Here is a 26231-nt window from a genome sequence, read left to right as displayed (position 1 = left end):
GGTATCCGGCTCTGGAAGCCCAATGAGCGCTGTGATCGCATGCCAATTGCATCCACACCGCAGCAGGACGAATCTGGAAAAGACCGATGGAATCTCCAAACGGGTACGCGCCGCGGATTTACTTTTTCCATTCACTTCTCGTCGGGCCGCTCGACGCATGGCCTGCGCAGTTCGCTCACGCAGCCGGACTGGGCTTCGATCACGCGCTGATCGGCGGCATTTTCGAGCCGGGCCGGGCGGGTCACGCACAGGTGGTCGGCAACCACGGCCGGCTGCATCCGGTGTTCGAGACCGGGCAATCGGCCACGGAGGCGATCCGCACGCTCGCGCACGCCGCCCGCCAGAACGGTTTGACCTTGCTGGTCGATCTGGTGATCGACCGGATGGCCGCCGATGGCGCGCTGTACGCCGAACATGCAGGCTGGTTCCACCCATTCGAGTCTGAAGAGGCGCGGCTCGACCCGCGCCACGTGCATCACGAGGACAACGTCGCGTATGCCAACTTCAGCGACGACGCCAGCCGCGATGCACTACTTGGCTGGTGGACGCAGCAACTGCTGACGCTAGCCGATGCGGGGGTCGGCGGCTTCCGGTTCGATTCGCCGCATCGCGTGCCGGCCGCCGTTTGGCGGCAACTCGGCGACGCGGTTCGCGCGAATCATCCTGAGATGCGTTTCCTTGCCGCGACGCCGGGTCTCGCCCGCGGCGATCTGCTCGGCCTCGAAGGCGCGGGTTTCGACAGCGTGTTCTCGTCGGTGCGCTGGTGGGACTTCCGCGCCAGCTGGATGGTGGAAGAGCATGCCGCGCTCGCCCGCATCGCCGCACCCATCGCCTTTCCCGAAGCGCCTTATGGCACCCGCCTCGCCGCCGATCTCAGCGACGCGCACGACGCCGCCATCGTCGAGCGGGCCTACCGGCGCGCGCTGTTCGCGTCGGCCTCGACCGGCGCCGGCTGGATGATGCCGATGGGCTTCGAATACGGCATCGCCGAGCCGATGTCGCAAACACGCGGCGACGCTGCGCAGTTCGCCCTCGCCTGCCAGTCGAAGCCATTCGACCTCTCGGAACGGATCAGCCATGCGAACGAGGTGGTGCGCAATACGAAGACGCTCCACGCCAACGGCGAATTGCGCCCGCTAAGCGGGCCCGACGTGCCCTTCGCGGTGTTGCTGCGCGCCGACACACCCGATCTGCGCAACGCCGGCGAAGCGATCCTGATCGCCATCAATCCGGAACTCGGTACGCCTGTGCGCGTCGATCCTGCCCGCTTCCTCCCGGGCGTACCGGGCAACTTCACGCGCTTCGTCCCGCTCGACGCGCCAGGGCATGCCACGCCCGCCGCGTTGACGCCGTTCACGCTGGCACCCGGCGCGGTACGTTTGTTCCGCGGGACCGCCGATAAACCGATCCGTCTCGCGCCGCCGATCGACAAGGCGACCAGCAAGCGCAGCGGCCACAAGACCGTGCTCGAAGCGATCAGCGCGCCGCGCGTGGCGATCGAGAGCGTCACGCCCTCGGTCGATAACGGACGCTTTGCCGCCAAGCGCGTGGTGGGCGAGCGCGCCGAAATCACTGCCGCGATCTTTGCGGAGGGTCACGACAAGATCGCAGCCGCCGTTGTCTGGCGCGCCGCCGACGAGACCGCCTGGCACGAAGTGCCGATGAGTCCGGCCCAGCCGGTTGGCCTCGATATCTGGAAGGCGCGCATTCCGCTGGAGCGCCTCGGCCGTCACGAATTCACGGTCATTGCATGGCGCGACGACTTCGCGTCGCTAGTCGAGCATATCCAGAAGAAGCTGAAAGCGGGCCAAACCGTCGAACTCGAACTCGACGAAGCCGCGCATCTGTTCGCGCTGGTGCTCGCCGAAGTGGAAACCGCGGACGGCGCGATGACCGAGCCGCTCGACCATATCGTCAAGCGCTTCACCAAGGCCGACGCCGAAACGAAGCTCGCGCTGCTGCTCGAGCCGGCCACCGCGAATGCGATGACCGCCGCGCGCCACCGCCCGTTCCTGAGCCGCGATCCGATCGTCTACAAGATCGACGCCGAACGGACCGCCGCGCGTTTCGCGAGCTGGTACGAGATCTTCCCGCGTTCGATGAGCGACGACGAATCGCGTCACGGCACCTTCGCTGACGTGGTCACGAAACTGCCGCGCATTCGCGACATGGGCTTCGACGTGCTGTACTTCCCGCCGATCCACCCGATCGGCATCGCGAACCGCAAAGGCCGCAACAACACGCTGAATGCGCAACCGGGGGATGTCGGCAGCCCGTACGCGATCGGCGGGGTCGAAGGCGGCCATACCGCCGTGCATCCTGAACTCGGCACGCTCGACGACTTCAAGCAGATGCTGGCCGCCGCGCACGCGCACGGCCTCGAAATCGCGCTCGACTTCGCGATCCAGTGCTCGCCGGACCACCCGTGGCTGAACGCGCATCCGACGTGGTTCGCCTGGCGCCCCGACGGCACGCTGCGGTACGCGGAAAATCCGCCGAAGAAGTATCAGGACATCGTCAATCCCGACTTCTATGCGCACGACGCCAAGCCCGATTTGTGGCTGGCGCTGCGCGACGTATTCCTGTTCTGGATCGAAGCCGGCGTGCACATTTTCCGTGTGGACAATCCGCACACCAAGCCGCTGCCGTTCTGGGAATGGGTGATCGACGACGTGCGCTCGCGCTATCCCGACACGATCTTCCTCGCCGAAGCGTTCACACGGCCACGCATGATGAACCGCCTCGGCAAGATCGGCTTCTCGCAGTCGTACACATATTTCACGTGGCGCGAGTCGAAGCGCGATTTCATCGAGTACCTGAGCGAACTCACGCAAACCAGCGCGCGTGATTTCTACCGGCCGAATTTCTTTGTCAATACGCCGGACATCAACCCGCGGCATTTGCAGTCGTCGGGGCGGTCGGGCTTTCTGATTCGAGCGGCGCTCGCCTCCACACTCGCGGGTTTATGGGGCGTATATAGCGGTTTCGAATTGTGCGAAGCCGCCGCGCTGCCGAACAGCGAGGAATATCTCGACTCCGAAAAGTATCAACTGCGCGCGTGGGACTGGCACCGGCCCGGCAACATCGTCGGCGAGATCAGTGCGTTGAACCGGATTCGCCGCGCGAACCCGGCATTGCAAACGCATCTCGGCTTGACGTTCCTGCCGGCGCACAATGACCATGTGCTGTTCTTCGAAAAAGCGACCGAAGCACGCGACAACGTCATCCTGGTGGCGATCAATCTCGACCCGTTCAACGAACAGGGCGCGGATATCGAATTGTCGTGGGACACTTTCCAGCGATGGAATCTGCACGACCATGGCGCGCTGGAAGTGACCGATCAGATGACCGGTGCGCGTTTCGAATGGCACGGCCGCTGGCAGCACATCCGGCTCGGGTCGGGCCAGCCGTTTTCGATCTGGCGCATCGCGCCGCTCGGCGGCTTACCTGCTGAGCGCCCAGATGATGCCGACAGCGACGATCACGCAGACGACGCTGGCAACCTAACCTTTTTGGAAGGTGCGACATGAAGCGTGACGATCCAGCCCAAAGCACGTCGCAGACCCACGCGAGCACAACCGCCGGCGGCGCGGCGAAAGCGCGGACGGCACGGCGCGGCAAACCCGCCGCGCTCAGCGACGATCCGCTCTGGTACAAAGACGCGATCATTTATCAGGTTCACATCAAGTCGTTCTTCGACGCGAACAACGACGGCGTGGGGGATTTTCCCGGCTTGATCGCGAAGCTCGATTACATTGCCGAACTCGGCGTGAATGCGATCTGGCTGCTGCCGTTCTACCCGTCGCCGCGCCGCGACGACGGCTACGACATCGCCGACTATCGCAATGTGCATCCCGACTACGGCCAGATTGCCGACGTGAAGCGCTTCATTCAGGAAGCGCACGCACGCGGCATCCGCGTGATTACGGAGCTGGTGATCAACCACACGTCGGATCAGCACCCGTGGTTTCAGCGCGCCCGCCGCGCCAAGCCGGGGTCGAATCATCGCAACTACTATGTGTGGTCCGATACCGATCAGAAGTACCAGGAAACGCGGATCATCTTTATCGATTCGGAGCCGTCGAACTGGACGCATGACCCGGTCGCGGGCGCTTACTTCTGGCACCGCTTCTATTCGCATCAGCCCGATCTGAACTTCGACAATCCGGCGGTGCTGAAGGAAGTGCTGCAAGTGATGCGCTTCTGGCTCGACATGGGCATCGACGGGCTGCGGCTCGACGCGGTGCCGTATCTGGTCGAACGCGAAGGCACCAACAACGAGAACCTGCCGGAAACGCACGCGGTGCTGAAGAAGATCCGCGCAACCATCGACGCCGAGTATCCGAATCGTATGCTGCTCGCCGAAGCGAACCAGTGGCCGGAAGACGTGAAGGAATATTTCGGCGACGAAGACGAATGCCACATGGCGTTCCACTTCCCGCTGATGCCGCGCATCTATATGTCGATTGCGAGCGAGGATCGCTTTCCGATCACCGACATCATGCGGCAAACGCCGGACCTCGCGGAAACGAACCAGTGGGCAATTTTCCTGCGCAATCACGACGAACTGACGCTCGAAATGGTGACGGATTCCGAGCGCGATTATCTCTGGAACACCTATGCGAGCGATCGCCGCGCGCGCCTGAATCTCGGCATTCGGCGCCGCCTCGCACCACTGATGGAGCGCGACCGCCGCCGCATCGAGCTGATCAATTCGCTGCTGCTGTCGATGCCAGGCACGCCCGTTATCTATTACGGCGACGAGCTCGGCATGGGCGATAACATCCACCTCGGCGACCGCGATGGCGTACGCACGCCGATGCAATGGTCGTCGGATCGCAACGGCGGATTCTCGCGCGCCGACCCTGAACAACTGGTGCTGCCGCCGGTGATGGGTTCGTTGTACGGCTTCGACGCCGTCAACGTCGAAGCGCAAAGCCGCGACCCGCATTCGCTGTTGAACTGGACCCGGCGCATGCTCGCCACCCGGCGCGCGAAGCAAACCTTCGGACGTGGCACGATCCGTTTCCTCAAGCCGGAAAACCGCAAGATTCTTGCGTATCTGCGCGAAATGCCGGACCAGCCGCCGATCCTGTGCGTGGCGAATCTGTCGCGCGCGCCGCAAGCGGTTGAACTCGATCTATCCGAGTTCAACGGCGCGGTGCCGGTCGAAATGACCGCGGATTCCGTGTTCCCCGCGATCGGTCAACTCACCTATCTGCTGACCTTCCCGCCGTACGGTTTCCTGTGGTTCATGCTGTGTTCGGGCGGCCAGCGTCCAACATGGGCGCAGGCGCATTCGGAGCCGCTGCCCGAATTTGTCACGATCGTGATCCGCGAGGGCCAGATCGGCCCGACACCAGAGAACGTGCGCCTGCTCGAATCCGAGGTGCTGCCGTCGTGGTTAAGCCGGCGCCGCTGGTTTGCCTCGAAGGATCTGAAGATGCATGCGGTACGCCTCGCCGCGTTGACGACGATCCCCAACGGCGGCTTCGCGTTCACCGAAATCGAAGCGGACGTGGGCGACCATACTGAACGGTACGTCGTGCCAATCGCCATCACGTGGGGCGGCGAAACCACGACGCCGCTATTCATGCAACTGGCACTCGCGCGCGTGCGTCGCGGCCGCAACGTCGGCCATCTGACGGACGCGTTCGCGCTGCCGATCTTCGCACATGGCGTGCTGCGCAAACTGCGCGAACGCGCGGTCGTGCCGACCGTGCAGAAGAGCGAGATCAAGTTCATTCCAACCGAACGCTTCGACGAACTCAGCGAACTCGGCGAGCGGCCCGAGATCCGCTGGCTGGCGGCCGAGCAAAGCAACAGCTCGCTGATCATCGCCGATGCTGCGGTGCTGAAACTGGTGCGGCGTCTGGTGAGCGGCATTCATCCGGAAGCGGAAATCAGCCGCTATCTGACCCAACTCGGCTACGCGAACACCGCGCCGCTGTATGGTGAAGTGGTGCGCGTCGATCCCGAAGGCGTGCCGCATACGCTCGCGATTTTGCAAGGGTTTATCGACAATCAGGGCGACGCCTGGAACTGGTCGCTCGATTACCTGCGCCGCTCGGTGGACGAACTCGCCATCGCCGTGGATACGGAAGCGCAAGCGGCGGACCGCGATAACGAAGCGATTCTCATGGAAGGCTACAGCGCGCTGGCGGGCGTCATCGGCAAGCGGCTGGGTGAATTGCATGTGGCGCTCGCTTCGCCTGCCGACGACCCAGCGTTCGCGCCGGAACCGGCCAGCGCCGACCAGGTGAAGGCGTGGGTCGACGGTACGCAAGCCATGCTCGCCAGCGCGCTCGATCTGCTCGCGCCGCGCATCGAGCAGATGAGCGACGCGGACATCAAGGCATTGGCGCAAAGCCTGATCGACCGCCGCGCCGCGCTCGTCAAAGCCGTCAACAAGCTGGTCTCGGGCAATGCGGGTGCGTTGCGCACGCGCATTCACGGCGACTTCCATCTGGGCCAGGTGCTGGTCGCGCAGGGCGACGCGTATCTGATCGACTTCGAAGGCGAGCCCGCGCGTACATTGGAGGAGCGGCGCCAGAAGTCGAGCCCGTTGCGCGACGTGGCCGGCTTGATGCGCTCACTGTCCTATGCGAGCGCCGCGGCGCAGTCCACGATGGAAAGCGCGCCGCAGCAGACCGCCGATCGCAAGCGCACGCTCTTCGAGCGTTTCCGCGCGCACGCCACCGAAGCGTTCCTGAAGGCATACCGCACCGCCGTCGCGGATTCGCCGACGCCGCTGGTGGCGCCCGAAGCCGAACAGGCCTTGCTCGATCTGTTCCTGATCGAGAAAGCCGCGTACGAAATCCGTTACGAAGCGGCCAATCGTCCGACGTGGCTCAGTTTGCCGGTACGCGGCCTCGCCGCGCTCACCAGCCGCTTGCTCGGCGACACCAGCCATTCGCAGCACGATCCATTAACTCAGGCGCCAGGCGCCGCCACACCGCCTACTCCGGCCGAGGGCGACTATGAGTGAGCATGATCCGGCCGCAGGCCTCCAACCACTCGATATCGACGCGCTCGTCGAAGCGCGTCACCCCGATCCTTTCGCGCAACTCGGCATGCATCAGACGGACGCGGGTCCGGTGGTGCGCGCGCTGTTGCCCAACGCCTCGCATGTCATAGTGATCTCGCGCGCCGATGGCTCGACACTCGGCGAACTCGAGCAACTCAGGCCCGGGCTGTTTTCCGGTCGAGTCACGTCGGGGGCACCCTATCGCCTGCGCATCGACTGGCACGGCACCGTGCAGGAAATCGAGGACACGTATTCGTTCGGCCCGGTTCTCGGCGACGAGCCGTTGGGGCGTCTCGCTGGCGGCGACCCGTACGCGGTGCTCGAATGCCTCGGCTCGCGTCCGATGGAAGTGGCCGGCGTGCCGGGCGTGCGCTTTGCCGTATGGGCGCCGAACGCGCGGCGCGTGTCGGTGGTCGGCGACTTCAATTCGTGGGATGGGCGCCGTCATCCGATGCGGTTGCGTCATCAGGCCGGTGTATGGGAATTGTTCGTGCCGCGCGTCGGCCCGGGCGCGCGCTACAAGTACGAATTGCTCGCCCGTGACGGCCATCCGTTGCCACTGAAAGCCGATCCGTGCGCCATGCAAACGGAAAAGCCGCCTGGCACCGCATCGGTGGTCGCGCATGTCGACGAGATCGAGCAGTTTGCGTGGACCGACCAGGACTGGATTCAGTCGCGCGCCGCCAAACAAACCCCGCGCGCACCGATCTCGATCTACGAAGTGCATGCCGAATCGTGGCTGCGCGTCGCCGAAGAAGGCCAGCGCGGCCTCACCTGGGAAGAACTCGCCGAGCGGCTGATTCCTTACGTGAAAAGCATGGGCTTCACGCACGTGGAGTTCATGCCGATTGCCGAGCATCCGTTCGGCGGTTCGTGGGGCTATCAGCCGCTCGGACAGTTCGCGCCGTCCGCGCGCTTCGGCAAGCCCGAGCAGTTCGCCCTATTCGTCGACAAGGCGCACGAGGCCGGCCTCGGCGTGATTCTCGACTGGGTGCCGGCGCACTTTCCGAACGACGCCCACGGCCTCATCGACTTCGACGGCACGCCGCTCTACGAGCACGCCGATCCGCGCGAAGGCTATCACCAGGACTGGAACACGATGATCTACAACCTCGGCCGCAACGAGGTGAGCGCGTTCCTGGTGGCATCGGGCCTGGCTTGGCTGAAGCGCTATCACGTCGACGGCCTGCGCGTGGATGCGGTCGCCTCGATGCTGTATCGCGACTACTCGCGCGAGCCTGGCGAGTGGGTGCCGAATATCCACGGCGGGCGCGAAAACCTCGAATCGATCGCGTTTCTGAAGCGGCTGAATCATGAAGTCGGCTATGTGCCGGGCGTACCGGGCGCGATCACGATCGCCGAGGAGTCGACCGCGTGGCCGGGTGTGACGGCGCGCGTCGAAGACGGCGGCCTCGGCTTCCAGTTCAAGTGGAACATGGGCTGGATGCACGACACGCTGCACTACATGGAAGAGAACCCGATCTACCGCCAATACCATCACCACATGATGACGTTCGGGATGGTGTATGCGTATTCCGAGCGCTTCGTGCTGCCGCTCTCGCACGACGAGGTGGTGCACGGCAAAGGCTCGCTGCTCGGCAAGATGCCCGGCGACCGGTGGCAGAAGTTCGCCAACCTGCGCGCGTACTTCGGATTCATGTGGACGCATCCGGGCAAGAAGCTGCTGTTCATGGGCGGCGAATTCGGCCAGCTGGCCGAATTCAACCACGACACGTCGCCGCACTGGCATTTGCTCGACGATCCGAACCATCACGGCGTGCAGAAGCTCGTGCGCGACCTGAACCGTCTGTACAGCGAAGAGCCTGCGCTGCATCGGCTCGACAGCGAGCCGGGCGGCTTCCAATGGCTGGTCGGCGACGACAGCGGCAACAGCGTGTACGCCTACCGCCGCACCGATGGCGAGGGCCGCGAACTTGTCGTCGTGTGCAACATGACGCCGGTGCCGCGGGTCGGGTACCGGATCGGCATGCCGCGCAGCGGCCGCTGGGTGGAAGTGCTGAATACGGATGCTGGCGTGTACGGCGGCTCGAACATGGGCAACGGCGGGCTGATCCATACCGACAATGTCTCGAGCCACGGCTGGCCGCATTCCGCTGTGCTGACGCTGCCGCCTTTGGCGACGATCGTGTTGCGCGCGGATTGATGGATGTGTTGTAAGGCGAGCGCGCGGCGGCCAGGCCACGCGCTCGTTGCATGAAGTCCCACGATAGCGTTCATAAAACAGAACAAGGAAGGGGAATCATGTCGCACGCACTGCCCGACCGGCTTCTGCCCGGCTCGCCCTATCCGCTCGGCGCCAGCTGGGATGGCCTCGGCGTCAACTTTGCGGTGTTCTCGGCGAATGCGCAAAAAATCGAGCTTTGCCTGTTCGATCCCACCGGTCGCAAGGAGATGAGACGCTTCACGCTGCCCGAATGCACCGATGAAGTCTGGCACGGCTATTTGCCCAATGCACACCCCGGCACGGCGTACGGCTTTCGCGCCCATGGGCCGTATCAGCCGCAACATGGGCATCGCTTCAATCCGCACAAACTATTGCTCGATCCGTATGCACGCAAACTGGTTGGGCAGTTTCGCTGGTCCGACGCGCTGTTCGGCTATCGTGTGCATTCGAATCGCGCCGATCTTTCGATCGATCGCCGCGATTCGGCGCCGGCCATGCCGAAGTGCGTCGTGATCGACGAAGCCTTCGACTGGTCACACGACAAGCGCCCGAATGTGCCGTGGGGCGAGACCATCGTCTACGAGGCGCATGTGCGCGGCGTGTCGATGTTGCGCCCCGATTTGCGCCAGCACGAACGCGGCACGTTCGCCGCGCTGGCTTCGCCGGAATTCATCGCGCATTTGCTGAAGCTCGGCGTGACCGCTGTCGAATTGCTGCCCGTGAATGCGTTTCTGAACGACCGCTTTCTGGTGGAGCGCGGCCTGCGCAATTACTGGGGTTACAACAGCGCGGCATTTTTTGCACCGGAGCCGTCGTATCTGAGCACGCACCGGCTCGATGAAATGCGCATCGCCGTGCGCCAGTTGCACGCGGCCGGCATCGAAGTGATTCTCGACGTGGTCTACAACCACACCTGCGAAGGCAACGAAATGGGGCCGACTGTCTCATGGCGCGGCCTCGACAATGCGAGCTACTACCGCCTGATTCCCGGCGACGAACGCCACCATATCAACGACACCGGCTGCGGCAATACCGTGAACCTGCCGCATCCGCGTGTGCTGCAGATGGTGACGGATTCGCTGCGCTACTGGTCGACGAAGTTCAATATCGACGGCTTCCGTTTCGATCTCGGCGTGACGCTCGGCCGCGAGCAGCATGGTTTCGATCCCGGCTCCGGTTTCTTCGACGCCTTGCGGCAGGACCCAATCCTGTCACAGCGCAAGCTGATTTCCGAGCCATGGGACATCGGCCCCGGCGGTTACCAACTTGGCAATCATCCGCCGGGATTCGCGGAATGGAACGACCGTTTCCGCGACACGGTGCGCCGCTTCTGGCGCGGTGACGCGGGCCTGCGCCCCGATCTCGCCGCGCGTCTGACCGGCTCCGCCGATCTGTTCAACCGGCGTTTCCGGAAACCATGGGCATCGGTCAACTTTGTCACGTCGCATGACGGCTTTACGCTCGCCGATGTCACCGCGTACGAACACAAGCACAACGACGCCAATCAAGAAGACAACAATGACGGTCACAATGAAAACTGCAGTCGCAATTGGGGCGTAGAAGGCCCGACCGACGATCCGGTCATCCTCGAAACCCGCAAGCGCGTGGCCCGCTCGCTGATCGCCACGCTGCTGATGGCGCTCGGCACGCCCATGGTGCTGGCAGGCGACGAATCGCTGCGTACGCAGAATGGCAACAACAATGCGTACTGCCAGGATAACGAACTATCATGGCTCGACTGGGAGCGCGCGGAGTCGCCCGACGGCCGCCAGATGACTGCGTTCGTCGCACGCGTGATCGCGCTGCGCAAACAGCATCCGCTGCTACGCGAAACGCGTTTTCTGTTCGGCGACCGTGAAGTGTTGCCAGGCCTGTTCGATGTCGGCTGGTTCGATGAACACGGCGATCCGCTTACCATCGAAGCCTGGCAGGACCCCGAAGGCCGCGCGTTCACGCTGCGGCGCGCGGGTCCAGGCTTGAATGGCGAAACGGAAGTATTGTTGATGATGCTCAACGCCGCGGCGGAAACGCTGCGTTTCGTGCCACCCGCGCCACACTTGGAATGGCATGTGCTGCTAGATACTGCTGAGCCGGCGAGCGCGCCGCACCGGTTGGCGGTGCCAGAGGTCGAAGTGGCCGCGCATAGCCTCGTGATGCTGGCGGCGCAACCCGTCGGCGAAGCGGATTGGCAGGCGGGCTGGAAGGCCGGCGCGCAGCATGGGCCGCGGCTGTTGACCGCCCTGCCGCCCGATCCGGGTGCGCATCCGCCAAGCGGCGATACGTCGCCGACCACGTAGGCGAAAAGCAACATCGAATGGTGATGAATCATGTCCGAAAGTCCGATTGATCCTCACGCGCATCATCACGCGCATTGCCTGCCGTTCAGCGCGCAGCTGCTGGGCGCTATGGGCGCGAAGCCGCGCACCCGGTTCCGCTTCTGGGCGCCTTCGTGCAAGACGGTCCAGGTGGACATCGAAAATGGACCGGCCCAAGGCGCGCACGACATGACGTCCACCGGCAACGGCTGGTTCGAAACAACCGTCGATAGCGGCGCCGGTACGCTGTATCGCTTCCGGCTCGATGGCGAGCGTGCGGTGCCCGATCCTGCGTCGCGCTTCCAGCCGCAAGACGTGCACGGCCCGAGCGAAGTGATCGATCCGCGTGCGTATCGCTGGGAACATACGAACTGGCACGGTCGCCCGTGGGAAGAAGCGGTGTTGTACGAGTTGCACGTCGGCGCCGTGGGCGGTTATGCGGGCGTGCAGAAACGTCTGCCCGCGCTCGCCGCACTCGGCGTAACGGCGATCGAATTGATGCCGTTGAACGACTTTCCCGGCAAGCACAATTGGGGCTACGACGGCGTGCTGCCGTATGCGCCCGATTCCGCGTACGGCCGCCCCGAAGAATTGAAGGCGCTGATCGACGCCGCGCACAGCCTTGGCCTGATGGTGTTTCTCGACGTGGTCTACAACCACTTCGGCCCGGACGGCAACTATCTGCACGAATACGCCCGCGCGTTTTTCCGCGAAGGCACGCACACGCCGTGGGGCCCCGCGATCGATTTCGACCGCAGTGAAGTGAGCGACTTCTTCACTGACAACGCCGTCTACTGGATCAACGAATATCGCATCGACGGCCTGCGTTTCGATGCGGTGCATGCCATCGGCAACCATGCGTGGCTGCGCGAATTGTCCGACCATATCCGCGCGAAAGTGCAGCACGGGCGGCACGTGCATCTGGTGCTGGAAAACGAACACAACAGCGCGAGCCTGCTGGAAACGCATTTCGACGCGCAATGGAACGACGACGCGCACAACGCGCTGCATGTTCTGCTGACGGGCGAAACCGAAGGCTATTACCACGCGTACGAAGACCAGCCGATCCGCCGTCTCGCGCGCGTGCTGTCGGAAGGCTTCGCGTATCAGGGCGACCCGTCGCCGATTCACGACGGCGCGCCGCGTGGTGAATCGAGCCAGCATCTGCCGACTACCTCATTCGTGATGTTCTTGCAGAATCACGACCAGATCGGCAATCGCGCATTCGGCGAGCGCTTGCGCTCGCTGACGTCGGACGATGCTTTGCGCGCCGCCACCGGTTTGCTGCTGCTGTCGCCGCAAATCCCCCTGCTGTTCATGGACGAGGAATACGGCTCGACCCAGCCGTTCCTGTTTTTCACCGACTACACCGGCGCGCTCGCCGACGCCGTGCGCGAAGGACGGCGCCGCGAATTCGCACGCTTTTCGGCGTTCAGCGATGAAAAGCGTCGTGCGCAGATTCCCGATCCGAACGACGCGAAGACCTTTGCGGTCTCGTCACCGCCTGAGCCCGTTCAAGGTCAAGGCTCCGCACAAGATGACAACGCGAAAGACCGTCTCGACTGGATGCACTTCTACAAATCCGCGCTCGCCGTGCGGGCGAAGCTGATCACGCCGCGTCTGAAACATTCCAAAGCGCTCGGCTCGACCGTGCTGAGCGCCGCAAACGGCGGCGACGCCAATGCGCTGATCGCCCGCTGGAAACTTTGCGACGGCGAAACCTTGTCGATCGCGTTGAATCTCTCGAAGGAGAACGTGGCGTTCCCCGCTTTGCCCGCCGGCAAAGTGATTTTCGAAACGCCGCCGCGCGTGCGCGAGCAGGTCGACGCCAAGGTGTTGCCTTCGTATGCGTTTGTCGCGTGGGTGACCGGCGACGTCAGCGAATATGCCATCGGCCACGATGCTCGCATCGTGAGCCAACAGGAGCGCCACGCGTGAGTGCTACCCGCCGTTCAAACGATACGATCGTTACCCTTGCCACTCGCGTCGGCTTCGAGGTCGAGTGGCGGGACGCGCACCATACGACGCAGCATGTGCCGGAGAGCACGCTCGCCGTGCTGCTCGAACGAATGGGCTTGCCATGCGCTAACGCCACGCAAATCCGGCACAGCGCGGCGGCGCTCGAAGCCGAACTGTCCGGCCGCAAACTGCCGCCATTGATGACCGCGGAGATCGAGCGCGGCATCGCGCTGCCTGCCGCGGCGATCAAATCCGGCAGCCACTACCGGATCGAGCTCGAAAGCGGCTCGATCATCGACGGCCGCTTCACGGCGCCTAAAGGCGAGGAAGCATTGCTCGCACCAATCGACGAGCCCGGCTATCACACGCTGGTGATCAACGATCAACGCATGACATTGGCCGTGGCGCCGTCACGCTGCTATACCGTCGCGGATGCATGGCGCACGCTGCACGACGGCGCCACGGCGCAAACGCCGCCGCTCTGGGGCATTGCCGCGCAGTTGTATGGCTTGCGCCGCACGGGCGACGGCGGCATCGGCGACTATACGGCTCTCGCGCAGATGGCTATTGAAAGCGCGAAGCGCGGCGCCCATGCGCTCGCCGTCAGTCCGACGCACGCGATGTTCAGCGCCGAGCCGAACCGGTTCAGTCCGTATTCGCCGTCGTCGCGTTTGTGGCTGAACGTCACGCATATCGATCCCGCCGCGGTGTTCGGCGCGGACGCCGCGCGCGCCGCACTCGAGGCCGCGCAGGCCACCGACGCCTGGTCGGCACTCGAAGACTTGCCGCTGATCGATTGGCCGAACGCAGTTGTGCTGAAGCTGAAGGTTTTGCGCGTGCTGTACGAGAACTTTTGCACCCAGGAACGCGCGCACGATACGCCGCGCGCGCTCGAATTTCATGGCTTCTGCGAACGTGCCGGCCGTGCGCTCGAAGATCACGCGCGTTTCGAAGCGCTGCAAGCGGTGCAGTTGGCTCAGGAGGCCGGCAATGGCCACTGGCGCAATTGGCCTGATGCGTTACGCGACCCGCGCAGCCCGGAAGTTGACGCCTTTGCCGAAACGCATCGGCATGAAGTCGATTTTCATCTGTTTCTGCAATGGCTCGCCGCCAAGGGTCTGTCGCACGCGCAGCATGCGGCGACCGATGCCGGCATGGCCGTCGGCCTGATCGCCGACCTGGCAGTTGGATGCGATAGTGCCGGCAGCCATGCATGGTCGTACCGTGACGACATGCTGCAAGGCATTTCAGTGGGCGCACCGCCCGATCTGTTCAACCAGGCCGGCCAGGCATGGGGGCTCACCACCTTCTCGCCGCGCGCAATGCGCACGCAGGGCTTCTCCGCGTTCATCGACATGCTGCGCGCGGCGTTCGCGCACGCGGGCGGCGTCCGCATCGACCACATTCTCGGCTTGCGGCGCCTATGGCTCGTGCCCGAAGGCGAAAGCGCGCGTAATGGCGCCTATCTGCGCTATCCGCTCGAAGACCTGCTGCGGCTGATCGCGCTCGAATCGTGGCGGCATCGCGCGATCGTAATCGGCGAAGATCTCGGCACCGTGCCGCCCGGCTTTCGCGAGCGGCTCGACGAGCACGGTCTCGCCGGCATTCGCGTGCTGTGGTTCGAAGGCGCGGAAGGCGGCAAGGGTTTCAGGCCGCCGCACGCGTGGGACCGCAACGCTGTCGGCACCACCACGACCCATGATCTGCCGACCGTGGCAGGCTGGTGGCGCGGCAGCGACATTACGTGGCGCAACCGGATCGGTCAAACGATGGCGCGCGCCGACGGCCGCGACGCGGAGAAAGTGGCGCAGGAAGAACGCGCCGCCGATCGCGCTCTGCTATGGCGCGCGTTCCAGCAAGCCGGCGTCGCCGTGCCGGACGTGGAAGCGCCGCCGCCCGACGAGGCGCCCGTGGATGAAGCGCTCGCCTTCGTCGCCGCGACACCCGGGCCGCTCGTCACTTTCCCGCTCGAAGATTTGCTCGCGCTGGTCGAGCAGCCGAATCTGCCCGGCTCGATCGACGAGCATCCGAACTGGCGCCGCCGCGTGAGCTTGCCCATCGACGCATTGTTCGAGGACGACACCTTCAGCGATCGCCTGCTGGCCGTCGACCGCGCGCGCGGCGGCGCAACCGTTCCTGCTTCTGCCTCCAACGCCTCTTCGGAGCCTGATACGCCATGACCGTCCCGCGCTCCACGCTTCGCCTCCAGTTCCATCGAGGCTTTACCTTCGACGATGCCGCGAAGCATGTCGACTACTTCGCCGCGCTCGGCATCAGCCACGTGTACGCGTCGCCCATCACCACCGCCGAGCCGGGCTCGATGCACGGCTACGATACCGTCGACTACACCCAGGTCAACGCCGAATGCGGCGGCGAGGCGGGCTTGAAACGCCTCGTCGATAAGCTGCACGCGCACAACATGGGGCTGATCGTCGATGTGGTGCCGAACCATATGGGCGTCGGCGGTTCGAGCAACGCGTGGTGGCTCGATATCCTCGAATGGGGCCGGCACAGCGCGTACGCTCGCCATTTCGATATCGACTGGCATTCGCCCGATCCAGCCTTGCGCGGCAAGGTGCTGGCGCCGACACTCGGCGCCGCGTACGGCGAGGAGCTCGCAGCAGGCCGGATTGCGCTGCATTTTGCGGCTGATAGCGGCCGCTTTTATATCGGCTACGGGCCGCATGTGTTTCCGGTGTGCCCAACCGATTACGCGGCGATTCTGCAAAGCGCCGACCGCACCGATCTCAGTGCACTGGCCGAACGTTTCCAGGGCCTGACGACGCAGCCGACCGATCAGCCGCGCGCCGCCGAAGGACGCGACATGCTGCGCGAGTTCGTCGCGCAAAACGGCGCCGCGGCGATCGAATTGGTGCTAGAAGCGTATGCGCCCGCAGATCCGGTGACGCGTGACCGTCTGCATCGGCTGATCGAACGGCAGCACTTCCGCCTCGCATGGTGGCGCACTGCTTCGGACGAAGTGAACTGGCGGCGTTTCTTCGACATCTCGACGCTGGCCGGCGTGCGTGTGGAGCGGCCCGAAGTGTTCGAGGCCGTGCACGCGCTGATTTTCCGCTTGTATCAGGAAGGCGTGGTGGACGGTTTGCGGATCGACCACGTGGACGGTCTCGCTGAACCACGTGAGTACTGTCAGCGTCTGCGGCAGCGCCTCACCGAATTGCGCGACACCGCACCGTATGTGGTCGTCGAAAAAATTCTCGGCCGCGGCGAACCACTGCGCGACGATTGGCCCGTGGACGGCACGACCGGCTACGATTTCATGAACGACGTGGGCGCGCTACTGCACGATCCGGCCGGCGCCGAGCCGCTCGCGCAGACATGGGCCGAACTCACCGGCCGCAGCCCGCGCTTCGCCGACGAAGCCTTGGCCGCGCGACGCAAGATTCTCGTGGAGAACCTCGCGGCGGAACTGGACCGCGCAGCGCGTGCGTTGCATCGGATCGCCCGCGATTCGCTGACGACCCGCGATTTCACCTTCACGGCGTTGCGACGCGTGCTGACCGAACTGGCCGTGCATTTTCCGGTGTATCGGATCTATCCACAGAACGGGCTGCGCGGCGCCATCGATAACGTGTATTTCGAGCAGGCGCTGGCAGGCGCGAGACAAACGCTTTCGCGCGCGGACTATGTAGTGCTCGACCGCGTGAACGCGTGGTTGGGCGGCAGCGCAGAAGAGGTGCCGAATGCACGCGGCAATGTGCAATCACAGCAGCAGGGTCCGAATGGCGTACCGCCGGGTCATACCGGTTCCGCAAGGCGCACCGCGCAGACGCTGTTTTCGCAATTGACCGCGCCGGTCGCCGCGAAGGCGATTGAAGATACAGCGTGCTATCGCTATGGACGTTTGCTGTCGCGCAACGAAGTCGGCTCGGACCCGAGCGAGCTTTCGTTATCGGTGGACCAGTTCCACGCGGCGAATCTGGAGCGTTCGCAGCGCTTTCCCCACGCGATGCTCGCCACGGCAACGCACGACCACAAGCGTGGCGAAGACGTGCGCGCGCGGCTCGCGGTGTTGAGCGAAATCGCGGATGAATGGAGCGCCAAGTTGCGCGCATGGTCGACATTGAATGCACCGCATCGCCGCGCCGTCGACGGTACGAGGATTCGCAGCGTCAGCCACGACACACGCTACGATTGGGCGCCGGGCCCCGCCGCCGAAGCGATGCTGTATCAGACCCTGGTGGGCTGCTGGCCACCGGATCTAAAGCCGGACGATGAAGCCGGCGTCAAGGCACTGGCCGAGCGCGTCGCACAATGGCAGTTGAAGGCGCTGCGGGAGGCGAAGCTGCAGACCAACTGGCTCTCCCCCGACGAAGCCTATGAGGCCGGCTGCCGCGAGTTCCTGTTCGATATTCTGGCGCCGCAGCGGCGCGACGGGTTCTTGCGCGAGTTGTCCGCGCTCGTCGCACGGATTGGACGCGCTGGTGCGCTCAATAGTTTGCAGCAAACGGTGTTGCGGCTGGCATCGCCTGGGATTCCCGATCTTTATCAAGGCACTGAGTTGTGGGACTTCAGTCTGGTCGATCCGGACAATCGCCGACCCGTCGACTTTGCCAAACGTGAGGCGTGGCTGGCACAGACACCGCCTTCGGCGTTTCTGGCGAACTGGCGCGATGGCCGGGTGAAGCTCGCGGTGGTGCAACGCGTGCTGGCGTTGCGCGCGCATTTGCCGGAGTTGCTAAGTCAGAGTACGTATCTTCCGCTCGAGGTGCGCGGTGCGCATGCGTCGAATGTGATCGCCTTTGCACGCCGGCATGGGAACGCATGGGCTGTGGTGGTGGCGAGCCGGCTGGCTGCCGGGTTGCTAGGCGAAGACGGCGATTTGCCGATGGCCGATCCAGCCAAATGGGGCGATACGGCAATCCAGATGCCCGCGGATCTGGCCGCGCGGGCGCTGTTCGACTGGTTGAGTCCGGCGGCGCCTAAGGTCGATGAAAACGGCTTGCTTTATCTGCGCGATGCGTTGGGCGCAATGCCTATCGCAGTGTTGGTGGAGGATGGCGTGCCACACAGTTGATCTGCGACTTTTAGAAGGTTGGAGGCGGTGAAAGCATGGGCGACGCGCTGACTACCGATAAGAGCCGGGCAACAGCAGCCCGCAAATAAGCCGCTCAACCACCTTCGTCGTCGAAGATCTTCGGATAAACGCGCACGAGCACGATGCGCGGCCCCTTCATCTTCTTGACCACCACATCGAAGCAATCGAACTCAACGCGCTGCCCTTCGGCAGGCAGGTCGTTGAGCGCCTGAATCACGAGGCCGCCGACCGATTCAGCCCTGCCCTCGTCGATGTCGATCCCGAGCGCGCGTTCCAACGACACCACCGGCAAGCTGCCCTTGCCCATCAACGTGCCGTCGTCCATACGCGTCCAGTCGGCATCGCCCTGGCGGAATTCGTCGTGGATCTGCCCGACCAGTGCGCCGAGCAGATTGTCCAGCGTCAGAAAGCCGATCGGCTTCGAATTCTTGCGGCCAACCAGCGCGAAGTGCGGCGCACCCTGTCGGAAGCGGCGAAACAGTTCGAGCGCCGGCATGTCCGGCTTGACATACTGCACGGGCCGCACATATTTGGAGAGGTCGTCGAGCGTGCTGCCAGCGTGCCGCGCCAGCAGCAAATCCTTCAAATGGATCATGCCGGCCACGCGCTCGCCGGACGCGTCTTCCAACAACGGATAGCGGCTGAAGCGGTGCCGCGCCACCATCTGCATGTTTTCTCGCAAAGGCAAATCGCGCCGCAGGCCGACCATTTCATGGGACGGGCGCATCAGATCCGAGACGGTCATGCGCGAAAAGTCCAGCGAATGCGCAATCGTGTTCCATTCGTCCTGGCTATAGGCGCCATCCAGCGAACCAAGTTCAGTCGCGACGTTGGCGTGGCGGCCGCGCAGAATCAGCTTGAGTTCCTCGGTGGAGTAATGCGAATCGTGGCCGTGGTCCGCGTCGAGGCCCGCGAGCTTCAACACCGCGTTGGCGCTCGTGTTGAGCACCCAGATCCCCGGATACATCGCCCAGTAGAAACCGTATAGCGGCGTGGCGGCCCACAACGAAACCTTTTCCGCCTCGCGAATCGCCAGCGATTTCGGCGCCAGCTCGCCCACCACGATGTGCAGGAACGAAATGCACGAGAACGCGAAGAACAGCGAGATGCCGTGGATCAGCTTCTCCGATTCCACGCCAAGCAGGCTGAAAACCGGCGTGAGCAGTTCCGCGAACGCCGGCTCACCGATCCAGCCGAGCCCGAGCGACGCCAGCGTAATGCCGAGCTGACAGGCGGACAGATACGCGTCGAGCCGTCCGTGCACCTTCGCCAGCAAACGCCCGCGCATGCCGTGCTTGGCCGCGAGGCTCCGCACGCGCGTCTGGCGCAGCTTCACCAGACCGAATTCGGCGGCGACAAAAAAACCGTTGAGGGCAACGAGAAACAATGCACCGATAAGGGCGACAACCTGGATCAAAGCGAAGGGCTCCGGCAACAAAAGTTGTCAGTATAGAGGGCGAAAGCAAGCTGAAAGTTAATCGCGTACAGGAACGTGCGCCGACAGCCGCCGCTCACGTTGGTGTCGGCGCACTCAGCGGCACATGCAGCGCGAGCGTAGCCGTTTCGCTCTCAGGCGCGTCGCTTTGCTCGAAACTGCCGCCGTGCGCTTCCGCGACGCGCTTGCACAGCGCGAACACCCACGCGATCCGTTTGGCTTCGCGCGGTTCGCGTGCCTGTTTGCGGGCAAAAGCTTCCAGCAAATGAGGCACCGAAGGATCGTCCAGCGCAGCGGCACTTTGATTGAAGGTGACGGTGGCGTGCCACCTGGCGGCGTCCGCGTGTGCGGCCAGCGTGACTGCGGCGCCCTGCGTGCTCGCTTCGACCGCAAACGTGAGCATCACCCACAGCGCGGCGGCGAGGCGCTCACGGTCGCCGTTGAGCTGCTCGGTAGCGAGTCGCGATTCGACCGCGATCTTGACACCACGCGCGCGAGCCAACCCGGAACGGACTTCTTCCACCGTTTCATCGATTAGCGGATGCAGCGGAAACGGAGCAATAGCAAGCGCCAGCGATTTGGTCTCGCCGCGCGTGGCATCGACAATCGTCTCCAGCAACTTCACCTGCTGGTCCACGCCGTTACGAATCCCGGTGACGGCGCGCTGCGAATTAGGGTCGTTGGCATCGAGCTTACGCTCGAGCACGTAGGCCCAGCTATGGATGGCGTTCAGCGGACCACGCAGGTCATGCGACAGCAGCGACAGCACGTGGTCGCGCATAAATAGCGCGGTCTCCGCGCGCAGACGTGCGGTGCGTTCGGATACGGCAAAGCCGGAAAGAACCGGGTCTGCGCCGGCGGTCCCGGTGGAAGACGTTGTCACGATCAAGCCCTCTCAGGCGGTGCATAAAATGTTAAAAGACGTCCCATTATAGGCATGCCACCCGGCGCGGCCAGCCTGGCCGGATGGCCAGTGTGGACGCAAACCGCATGCCACGCCCCAATCCTCAGCGATGCAGCGCCAACACGCCTACAATGTCGGTTTTTACGTTTTTGACCTAAGGAGCGACATATGTCGACTGTGACTACCGAATCCGGCCTGAAATACGAAGACATCGTTGAAGGCACCGGCGCCGAAGCGGTGGCCGGCAAGACCGTCAGCGTGCACTACACGGGCTGGCTGACTGACGGCCAGAAGTTCGACTCGAGCAAGGACCGCAACGACCCGTTCGCGTTCGTGCTGGGTGGCGGCATGGTTATCAAGGGCTGGGACGAAGGCGTGCAAGGCATGAAGGTCGGCGGCACGCGCAAGCTGACGATTCCGCCGCAACTCGGCTACGGCGTGCGTGGCGCCGGCGGCGTGATTCCGCCGAATGCAACGCTCGTGTTCGAAGTCGAACTGCTCGGCGTCTAAGTTTTTCGCTGCGCTGTTTTGCATTGTGCAAGTGGGCTTCGCCAATGAGTCACCCCGCCGTCACCGCACCTAGCGTTTCGCTGCGCCGTTACGGCGTGGTCGAGGCGTCGGACGTGCACGACTTTCACCAGGTCGTGCTCGGACTCGACGGCGCGATGGTGATGGCGGTAGACGGCGTCGCGCATCAGATCGACGCCCGCTCCGCCTGGCTCATCCCGGCCGGGGCGCGGCACGATTACGCGGGCATCGGCGAGAACCGGCAATTGGTGCTGGATCTGCCGGCCACCTCGCTAGCCGTGCCGGAACGTCTGTTCGACCGCGCGCGGGCGGTGACGGTGGATGTCTCGCTCACGCAACTCGTGCATCGGATTGCGGCGCACGCCACAGGCGGCGCGCAAGCCGACGACCTGGACACCCGGCGTTTTCAATGGGATGCAGCCGCGCGCTTGGGCGCCGCGTTGGTGGCCGACACCGGTACGGTGGCCGGGGCTCAGGCCTATGGCGCCGGCCTCGACTTCGCGCGCATCGACCGTTGGCTGCGCGCGCATCTGTCGGAGCCGCTGCGTATCGCCGACCTTGCCGCGCACTGCGGCTTCGGCATGCGGCGCTTTCATCAGCTTTTTATCGACGCCTTCGGCGAAACGCCACATCGCTACTTGCAGCGTTTGCGGCTCGATACGTCTCTTGGTTTGTTGTCCGATCCACGCTTATCTCTCAGCGATATCGCGTTGGAAATCGGCTTTGGCGATCAGAGCGCCTACACGCACGCATTCACGCGGCGTTTCGGGCTGGCGCCCGGTCAATGGCGCGCGACACGGAACCGAAGTCACGCTTGAACCTCGATCCGCGACGCACTGTGACCAACAGTTAAATCTGGCAAACAAAGCAGTACGAGTTAGATGCGTCATTGCGCCACGCGCGTCAAGCAAAAGCGCGCAGTGTCTTCGCGACTGCCAGTCATCACTTCACCCCCTCCGCTACCGCTGCCGGCCCGCTCCATCAAGGCCTTTGGCAAACGACGCCCCAATCTCGCCGTAGACGTCGAGCCGGCATACAGATGTGCGACGGCCCAATCGCGTTGTCGAAGGTCACAAATAAAATTGAACCCACCTTCCAAAACAAAGACAGAGCTACGGGGTGCGTAATATTTCTGATGTTTAGCTGACACACCCCAATCCGCAACTTTCTATACCGCTGGAGGTATTCGATGGAAAAGCTCATTCAGCAAATTGCTCAGAACTCCGTATGGAATAAGTGGGTCGCCGCCAACTCGTCTGAAACAGACGGCTGCATATCGGGCAGCAAGGAAGGTTGCATTTCAGCCGCAAAGGCAGGCTGCATTTCGATCGCCAGAGCAACGCCGCCTCCGAAGAAAGGCTGCATCAGCTAATCGCCCTACGTCGAACTTGAGCGACCTGTAATGGCGAAACGCAACCTGGCGCGCTCATCAAGCTGATCCTTGCAAGGTGCAAGGATCAGCTTCCCTCGACATCGCAACCAGGCTTTGGAGTCCGCATGAAAAGCCAGCCGACAGCCGATGTGATCGAGCAGATCAAAGACATCCCCATCTATCGACAGTCGATAGCGGACAACTTTTTCCCGATTCTGGAAAAACCCGCTATCGCGCTGGACTTTCCCAACAACTGGATGACGCCGCGACTTGCAGCCGCGCTCGAGGCCGGCGAAGCCGAGTTCGTTCTTTCGACCGGCACCCATCACGCAAGGATGCAGATCATCCGCCCGCCTTACTTTCTATTGAACTCGTACTATCAGCTGTGGAGCGATCACCCCGACATTCGGTTCACATGGCAGCAACAATGTCAGCGCGTATCGCTCACTACGGTGCTGGCAACCGAACACGTGGCGCGAGTAAACGTCCGCAAATATGACACGCACATCGCTGGAATCGCCTCATCGGCGATGAGGCGGCTCGATGCGCGCACTTCGTATCTCAACCAGAAACTCGACCCTGCACTGTGGGAACGCGCCGATATCGAGTGCATGCTGGACGATATCGAGGCTGCCAGGCGTTCTCATCCTCATGGGTTTTATCATCTGGATTGTTCCAGCTTCCATCTGGCCCATTTCGTACTGAAGGTCTCAGAATACGGACTAAAGGAACGCTTCCCCCAACCTGCCAGCATCGTCCACGCTTACGAGTACACCCCGGCAAACGTCAGGCGGTTCCTGCTGGAAAATTTCAGTTGCCCGCTCGTCGATCTCTTCGGCAGCACCGAACTCGGCTATCTCTACTACAGCGATCGACACGGCCGCTACTCGCCGTATCTCGACAAAATGCGCCTGGAACTCGTGCCGTTCGCGACGAGCGACTCAATTTTCAGCCTGATCGTGTCGAGCGTGCGTAATCCGTATATGCCGCTAATCCGTTACCGCTCCGGCGATTGCGTCCAGACGGCCGACGGCTCGGCAAACCCTGCGCAAATTTTCAGATTTTGCGGCCGCGAAAAAGAGATGCTGTGCGCTTCGCACGGCATGGTGTCGCAAGCCGATTTCGACGATCTCATCTGCGCCGCTTCGCCCACAATCTTCGTTTATCAATTACGCACGGTTGAGCAATCGCAAGCCTGCCTGCATTACACGACGTTCCATGGCGCCCCGCTCCTGCCGCGGGAAGTTGCTGATTTGCAAGCGCGCATTCGGGAAGCGACAGGGATGGATTGCACCATCTCACACCGCGCCCATATCGCCATCGGCAAATCGGGAAAATATGCGTGGCTCCCGAGAGATTAAGGGTCTGCCGGCAGGTTCCAACTACTCTCACTGCAAAGAGGAAATCGCATGCACTCCCTGTATTCTGCTCCGGCGGTCGACGCAAAGGCATTGCTCGGTCACGAACTGTATTCGGAAGTAATCCTCTATTTCACCAATCGCACCGGCGCGTCCTCGGACTACGTAGAACGGCAACTGGTGGAATGTTTGCGGTACCTCTATCTGGTCTCGAAGCACCGGGAGCAACTGAGTGGTCTTTTTCTGCCGGTCGAGCAGCAGATCGACGAGATCTGGCATTACCTCATTCTCCAGACACGCGAATACCGGACGCTTTGTGAGGAACGCTTGCCCGGCGGTTTCTTTATCGAGCACCGCAGTTGCCCTTACGCGACCTATCAGCAAGCGCCGAGCCGCGAGCAACTAATCGAGCAATCACTTCGGTGGCTGCCGTTGTATCGGCAATCCTTTGGCCCGTTCGATGAGGGTGCGCTGCCGCATTGGACCATGCCTCGTTTTCTGCGCGACGAAATGGGCCTCTCGCTGGCGGACATTGCGCAGCTCGAAGCCCGCGAGGCTGCCTGAAGGCAGACGCCATGACAGGCTACCGAGCCTCCCGGCGCCTCCCGGGCGGGCGTAATCGACTGTCCGCCAGCACGCTTGCTCTTGTCGTTATCCTGGCCTGCCAGTTGATGGTGGTCATCGACGGCACGGTGATATACGCGGCATTGCCGCATCTTCGGGCAGACCTCCGACTTGCGCGCGCGGACCTGTCCTGGGTGCAAAACGCCTATATGCTGACTTTCGGCGGGTTCATGCTGCTGGGCGCCCGCACCGGCGACATCCTGGGACACCGTCGTGTGTTCCTGGCCGCCAGCGCGGCGTTTGTCCTGGCGTCGTCTGCTGGCGGGCTCGCGCAATCCCTCCATGGGCTGCTCCTCGCGCGCGGCTTGCAAGGCATCGCCGGTGCCTTTGCCGCGCCATCCGCGCTCGCGCTGCTGATGCTGCTTTTCCCGGAGGGCGCGGCGCGTATGCGTGCGATCACGCTCTACACAGCGGTCTCCGGCGGTGGGAGTGCGGCCGGGCTGGTGCTCGGCGGCGTACTGACCGATTTCGCCTCCTGGCGCTGGGTACTGTTCATCAATGTGCCTATCGGCGCACTGTTGCTGGTGCTGGGGCCACGATGCCTGCCTGAGGCGCCGCGTAACCGCAGACACTTCGATGTCATGGGTGCGTTGACCGTCACCCTCGGCACGAGCCTCCTGGTGTACGGGCTCGTACGTTGCGTGCCGGACGGAGCGGCACACCCAGGCGTCGTGGTGTCGCTCATCTCAGCAGGACTATTGCTCATCGCCTTCGTTCTCGTCGAGAAGCGGGCGAGGCACCCGATTACCCCGCTCTCGCTCTTCGCCAGCGCGCAACGTTCAGGCGCCTATGCCGGCAGGATGCTATTGATAGGCGGCATGCTGGGAACGTTCTTCTTCCTGACCCAATACGTGCAGGAGGTTCTTGAGTTCAGCGCGTTCCGCGCGGGCCTCGCCTTCCTGCCGCTGGCGGCAACGCAATTTCTGATGGTGATGGTCGGCGTGCCGTGGCTCATACCGCGGCTGGGCCGCAAAGGTCTGCTGACGGGAGGACTGCTGATCGCGGCGGGCGGCATGGTGTGCTTGAGCCGAGTGGGTGCCGACACGGAGTTTTTTGCCGATCTGGCATTGCCGATCGTCATGTTGGGAATCGGAACCGGCGCAGCCCTGGTGCCGCTTACGACGGCCGGCATTGCCGGCGTGGCGCCGCGTCATGCTGGTGCGGCTTCCGGTTTGATCAATGCGACGCACTATATCGGCGGCGCAATGGGCACGGCGGTCGTCGTCTTCATTGCCGATCTGACGTTTAACCGTATCGCTTTGACGCGTGGGCCACTCGGTTCGACTTTGGAACTGGGGGCCAAAACCGAACTCACCCATGCCCTGTCAGTTTCGGCTGGCACGTCTGCGGTGTTCTTCGTGTTAGCGCTGCTCATCGTGCTCGTCACGATGAGCAGCCCGCGCACGCTGCCAGCGGCATAGGCGACCGGGCGGCAGGGGTAGCCCCGGACCGGGCCGCCGCCCCT

At 63.4% G+C, this 26231-nt stretch carries 15 protein-coding genes; 13 read left to right on the top strand and 2 right to left on the bottom strand.

The window, feature by feature from the left end; all coding sequences use genetic code 11:
- The first annotated feature begins 86 nt into the window (after window positions 1–86).
- The 7 genes from AYM40_RS38830 (at window position 87) to treY (ending at window position 18524) form a co-directional block, all read left to right on the top strand.
- Window positions 87–3530, top strand: a complete 3444-nt coding sequence (locus tag AYM40_RS38830) for an alpha-1,4-glucan--maltose-1-phosphate maltosyltransferase (RefSeq protein WP_082855238.1) — start codon at window positions 87–89, stop codon at window positions 3528–3530.
- The gene (gene treS, locus AYM40_RS22280; RefSeq protein ID WP_063498437.1) at window positions 3527–6988 is read left to right on the top strand and encodes a maltose alpha-D-glucosyltransferase; all 3462 of its coding nucleotides are present in this window, start codon (window positions 3527–3529) and stop codon (window positions 6986–6988) included. The genes AYM40_RS38830 and treS overlap by 4 nt, the downstream gene beginning before the upstream one ends.
- Window positions 6981–9191, top strand: a complete 2211-nt coding sequence (gene glgB, locus AYM40_RS22275; RefSeq protein WP_063498436.1) for a 1,4-alpha-glucan branching protein GlgB — start codon at window positions 6981–6983, stop codon at window positions 9189–9191. The genes treS and glgB overlap by 8 nt, the downstream gene beginning before the upstream one ends.
- A gap of 98 nt (window positions 9192–9289) precedes the next feature.
- Window positions 9290–11509 carry a glycogen debranching protein GlgX gene (gene glgX / locus AYM40_RS22270; RefSeq protein WP_063498435.1) on the top strand — a complete coding sequence of 740 codons (2220 nt, stop codon included), beginning with the start codon at window positions 9290–9292 and terminating at the stop codon, window positions 11507–11509.
- 30 nt (window positions 11510–11539) lie between these two features.
- Window positions 11540–13465, top strand: a complete 1926-nt coding sequence (treZ, locus tag AYM40_RS22265; RefSeq protein ID WP_063498434.1) for a malto-oligosyltrehalose trehalohydrolase — start codon at window positions 11540–11542, stop codon at window positions 13463–13465.
- Window positions 13462–15666, top strand: coding sequence for a 4-alpha-glucanotransferase (gene malQ / locus AYM40_RS22260; protein ID WP_063498433.1), 2205 nt, complete (start codon window positions 13462–13464; stop codon window positions 15664–15666). Before treZ ends, malQ begins: the two co-directional genes overlap by 4 nt.
- A complete protein-coding gene (treY, locus tag AYM40_RS22255) occupies window positions 15663–18524 on the top strand; it encodes a malto-oligosyltrehalose synthase (protein ID WP_063498432.1) in 2862 nt (953 codons plus the stop codon). Before malQ ends, treY begins: the two co-directional genes overlap by 4 nt.
- 94 nt (window positions 18525–18618) lie before the next feature.
- On the opposite strand, the gene AYM40_RS22250 is transcribed toward treY, so the two are convergent.
- The gene (locus AYM40_RS22250) at window positions 18619–19962 is read right to left on the bottom strand and encodes a hemolysin family protein (protein WP_063498431.1); all 1344 of its coding nucleotides are present in this window, start codon (window positions 19960–19962) and stop codon (window positions 18619–18621) included.
- 94 nt (window positions 19963–20056) lie between these two features.
- A complete protein-coding gene (locus tag AYM40_RS22245) occupies window positions 20057–20863 on the bottom strand; it encodes a sensor histidine kinase (protein ID WP_063500624.1) in 807 nt (268 codons plus the stop codon).
- Window positions 20864–21052: 189 nt separating this feature from the next.
- Between AYM40_RS22245 and AYM40_RS22240 the strand changes: the two genes are divergently transcribed.
- The 6 genes from AYM40_RS22240 (at window position 21053) to AYM40_RS22215 (ending at window position 26187) form a co-directional block, all read left to right on the top strand.
- Window positions 21053–21394: an FKBP-type peptidyl-prolyl cis-trans isomerase gene (locus AYM40_RS22240; RefSeq protein WP_027803023.1), complete on the top strand. Its 342-nt coding sequence runs from the start codon at window positions 21053–21055 to the stop codon at window positions 21392–21394.
- Window positions 21395–21438: 44 nt separating this feature from the next.
- Complete coding sequence (locus AYM40_RS22235) at window positions 21439–22230, top strand: AraC family transcriptional regulator (protein ID WP_063498430.1); 792 nt, start codon at window positions 21439–21441, stop codon at window positions 22228–22230.
- Between the two features lie 371 nt (window positions 22231–22601).
- Window positions 22602–22784 (top strand): hypothetical protein, encoded by a 183-nt coding sequence (locus tag AYM40_RS22230; RefSeq protein ID WP_063498429.1) that lies wholly within the window; start codon window positions 22602–22604, stop codon window positions 22782–22784.
- A gap of 125 nt (window positions 22785–22909) precedes the next feature.
- On the top strand, window positions 22910–24145 hold the full coding sequence (locus AYM40_RS22225) for a hypothetical protein (RefSeq protein WP_063498428.1): 1236 nt from the start codon (window positions 22910–22912) through the stop codon (window positions 24143–24145).
- Between the two features lie 48 nt (window positions 24146–24193).
- A complete protein-coding gene (locus AYM40_RS22220) occupies window positions 24194–24706 on the top strand; it encodes a hypothetical protein (protein WP_063498427.1) in 513 nt (170 codons plus the stop codon).
- An 11-nt stretch (window positions 24707–24717) separates the two neighbouring features.
- Window positions 24718–26187 (top strand): MFS transporter, encoded by a 1470-nt coding sequence (locus tag AYM40_RS22215; protein WP_063498426.1) that lies wholly within the window; start codon window positions 24718–24720, stop codon window positions 26185–26187.
- Window positions 26188–26231: the final 44 nt, after the last annotated feature.

This window comes from Paraburkholderia phytofirmans OLGA172 (genome assembly GCF_001634365.1).
GTDB lineage: Bacteria > Pseudomonadota > Gammaproteobacteria > Burkholderiales > Burkholderiaceae > Paraburkholderia.
This window is presented reverse-complemented; position numbering and strand designations above follow the sequence as displayed.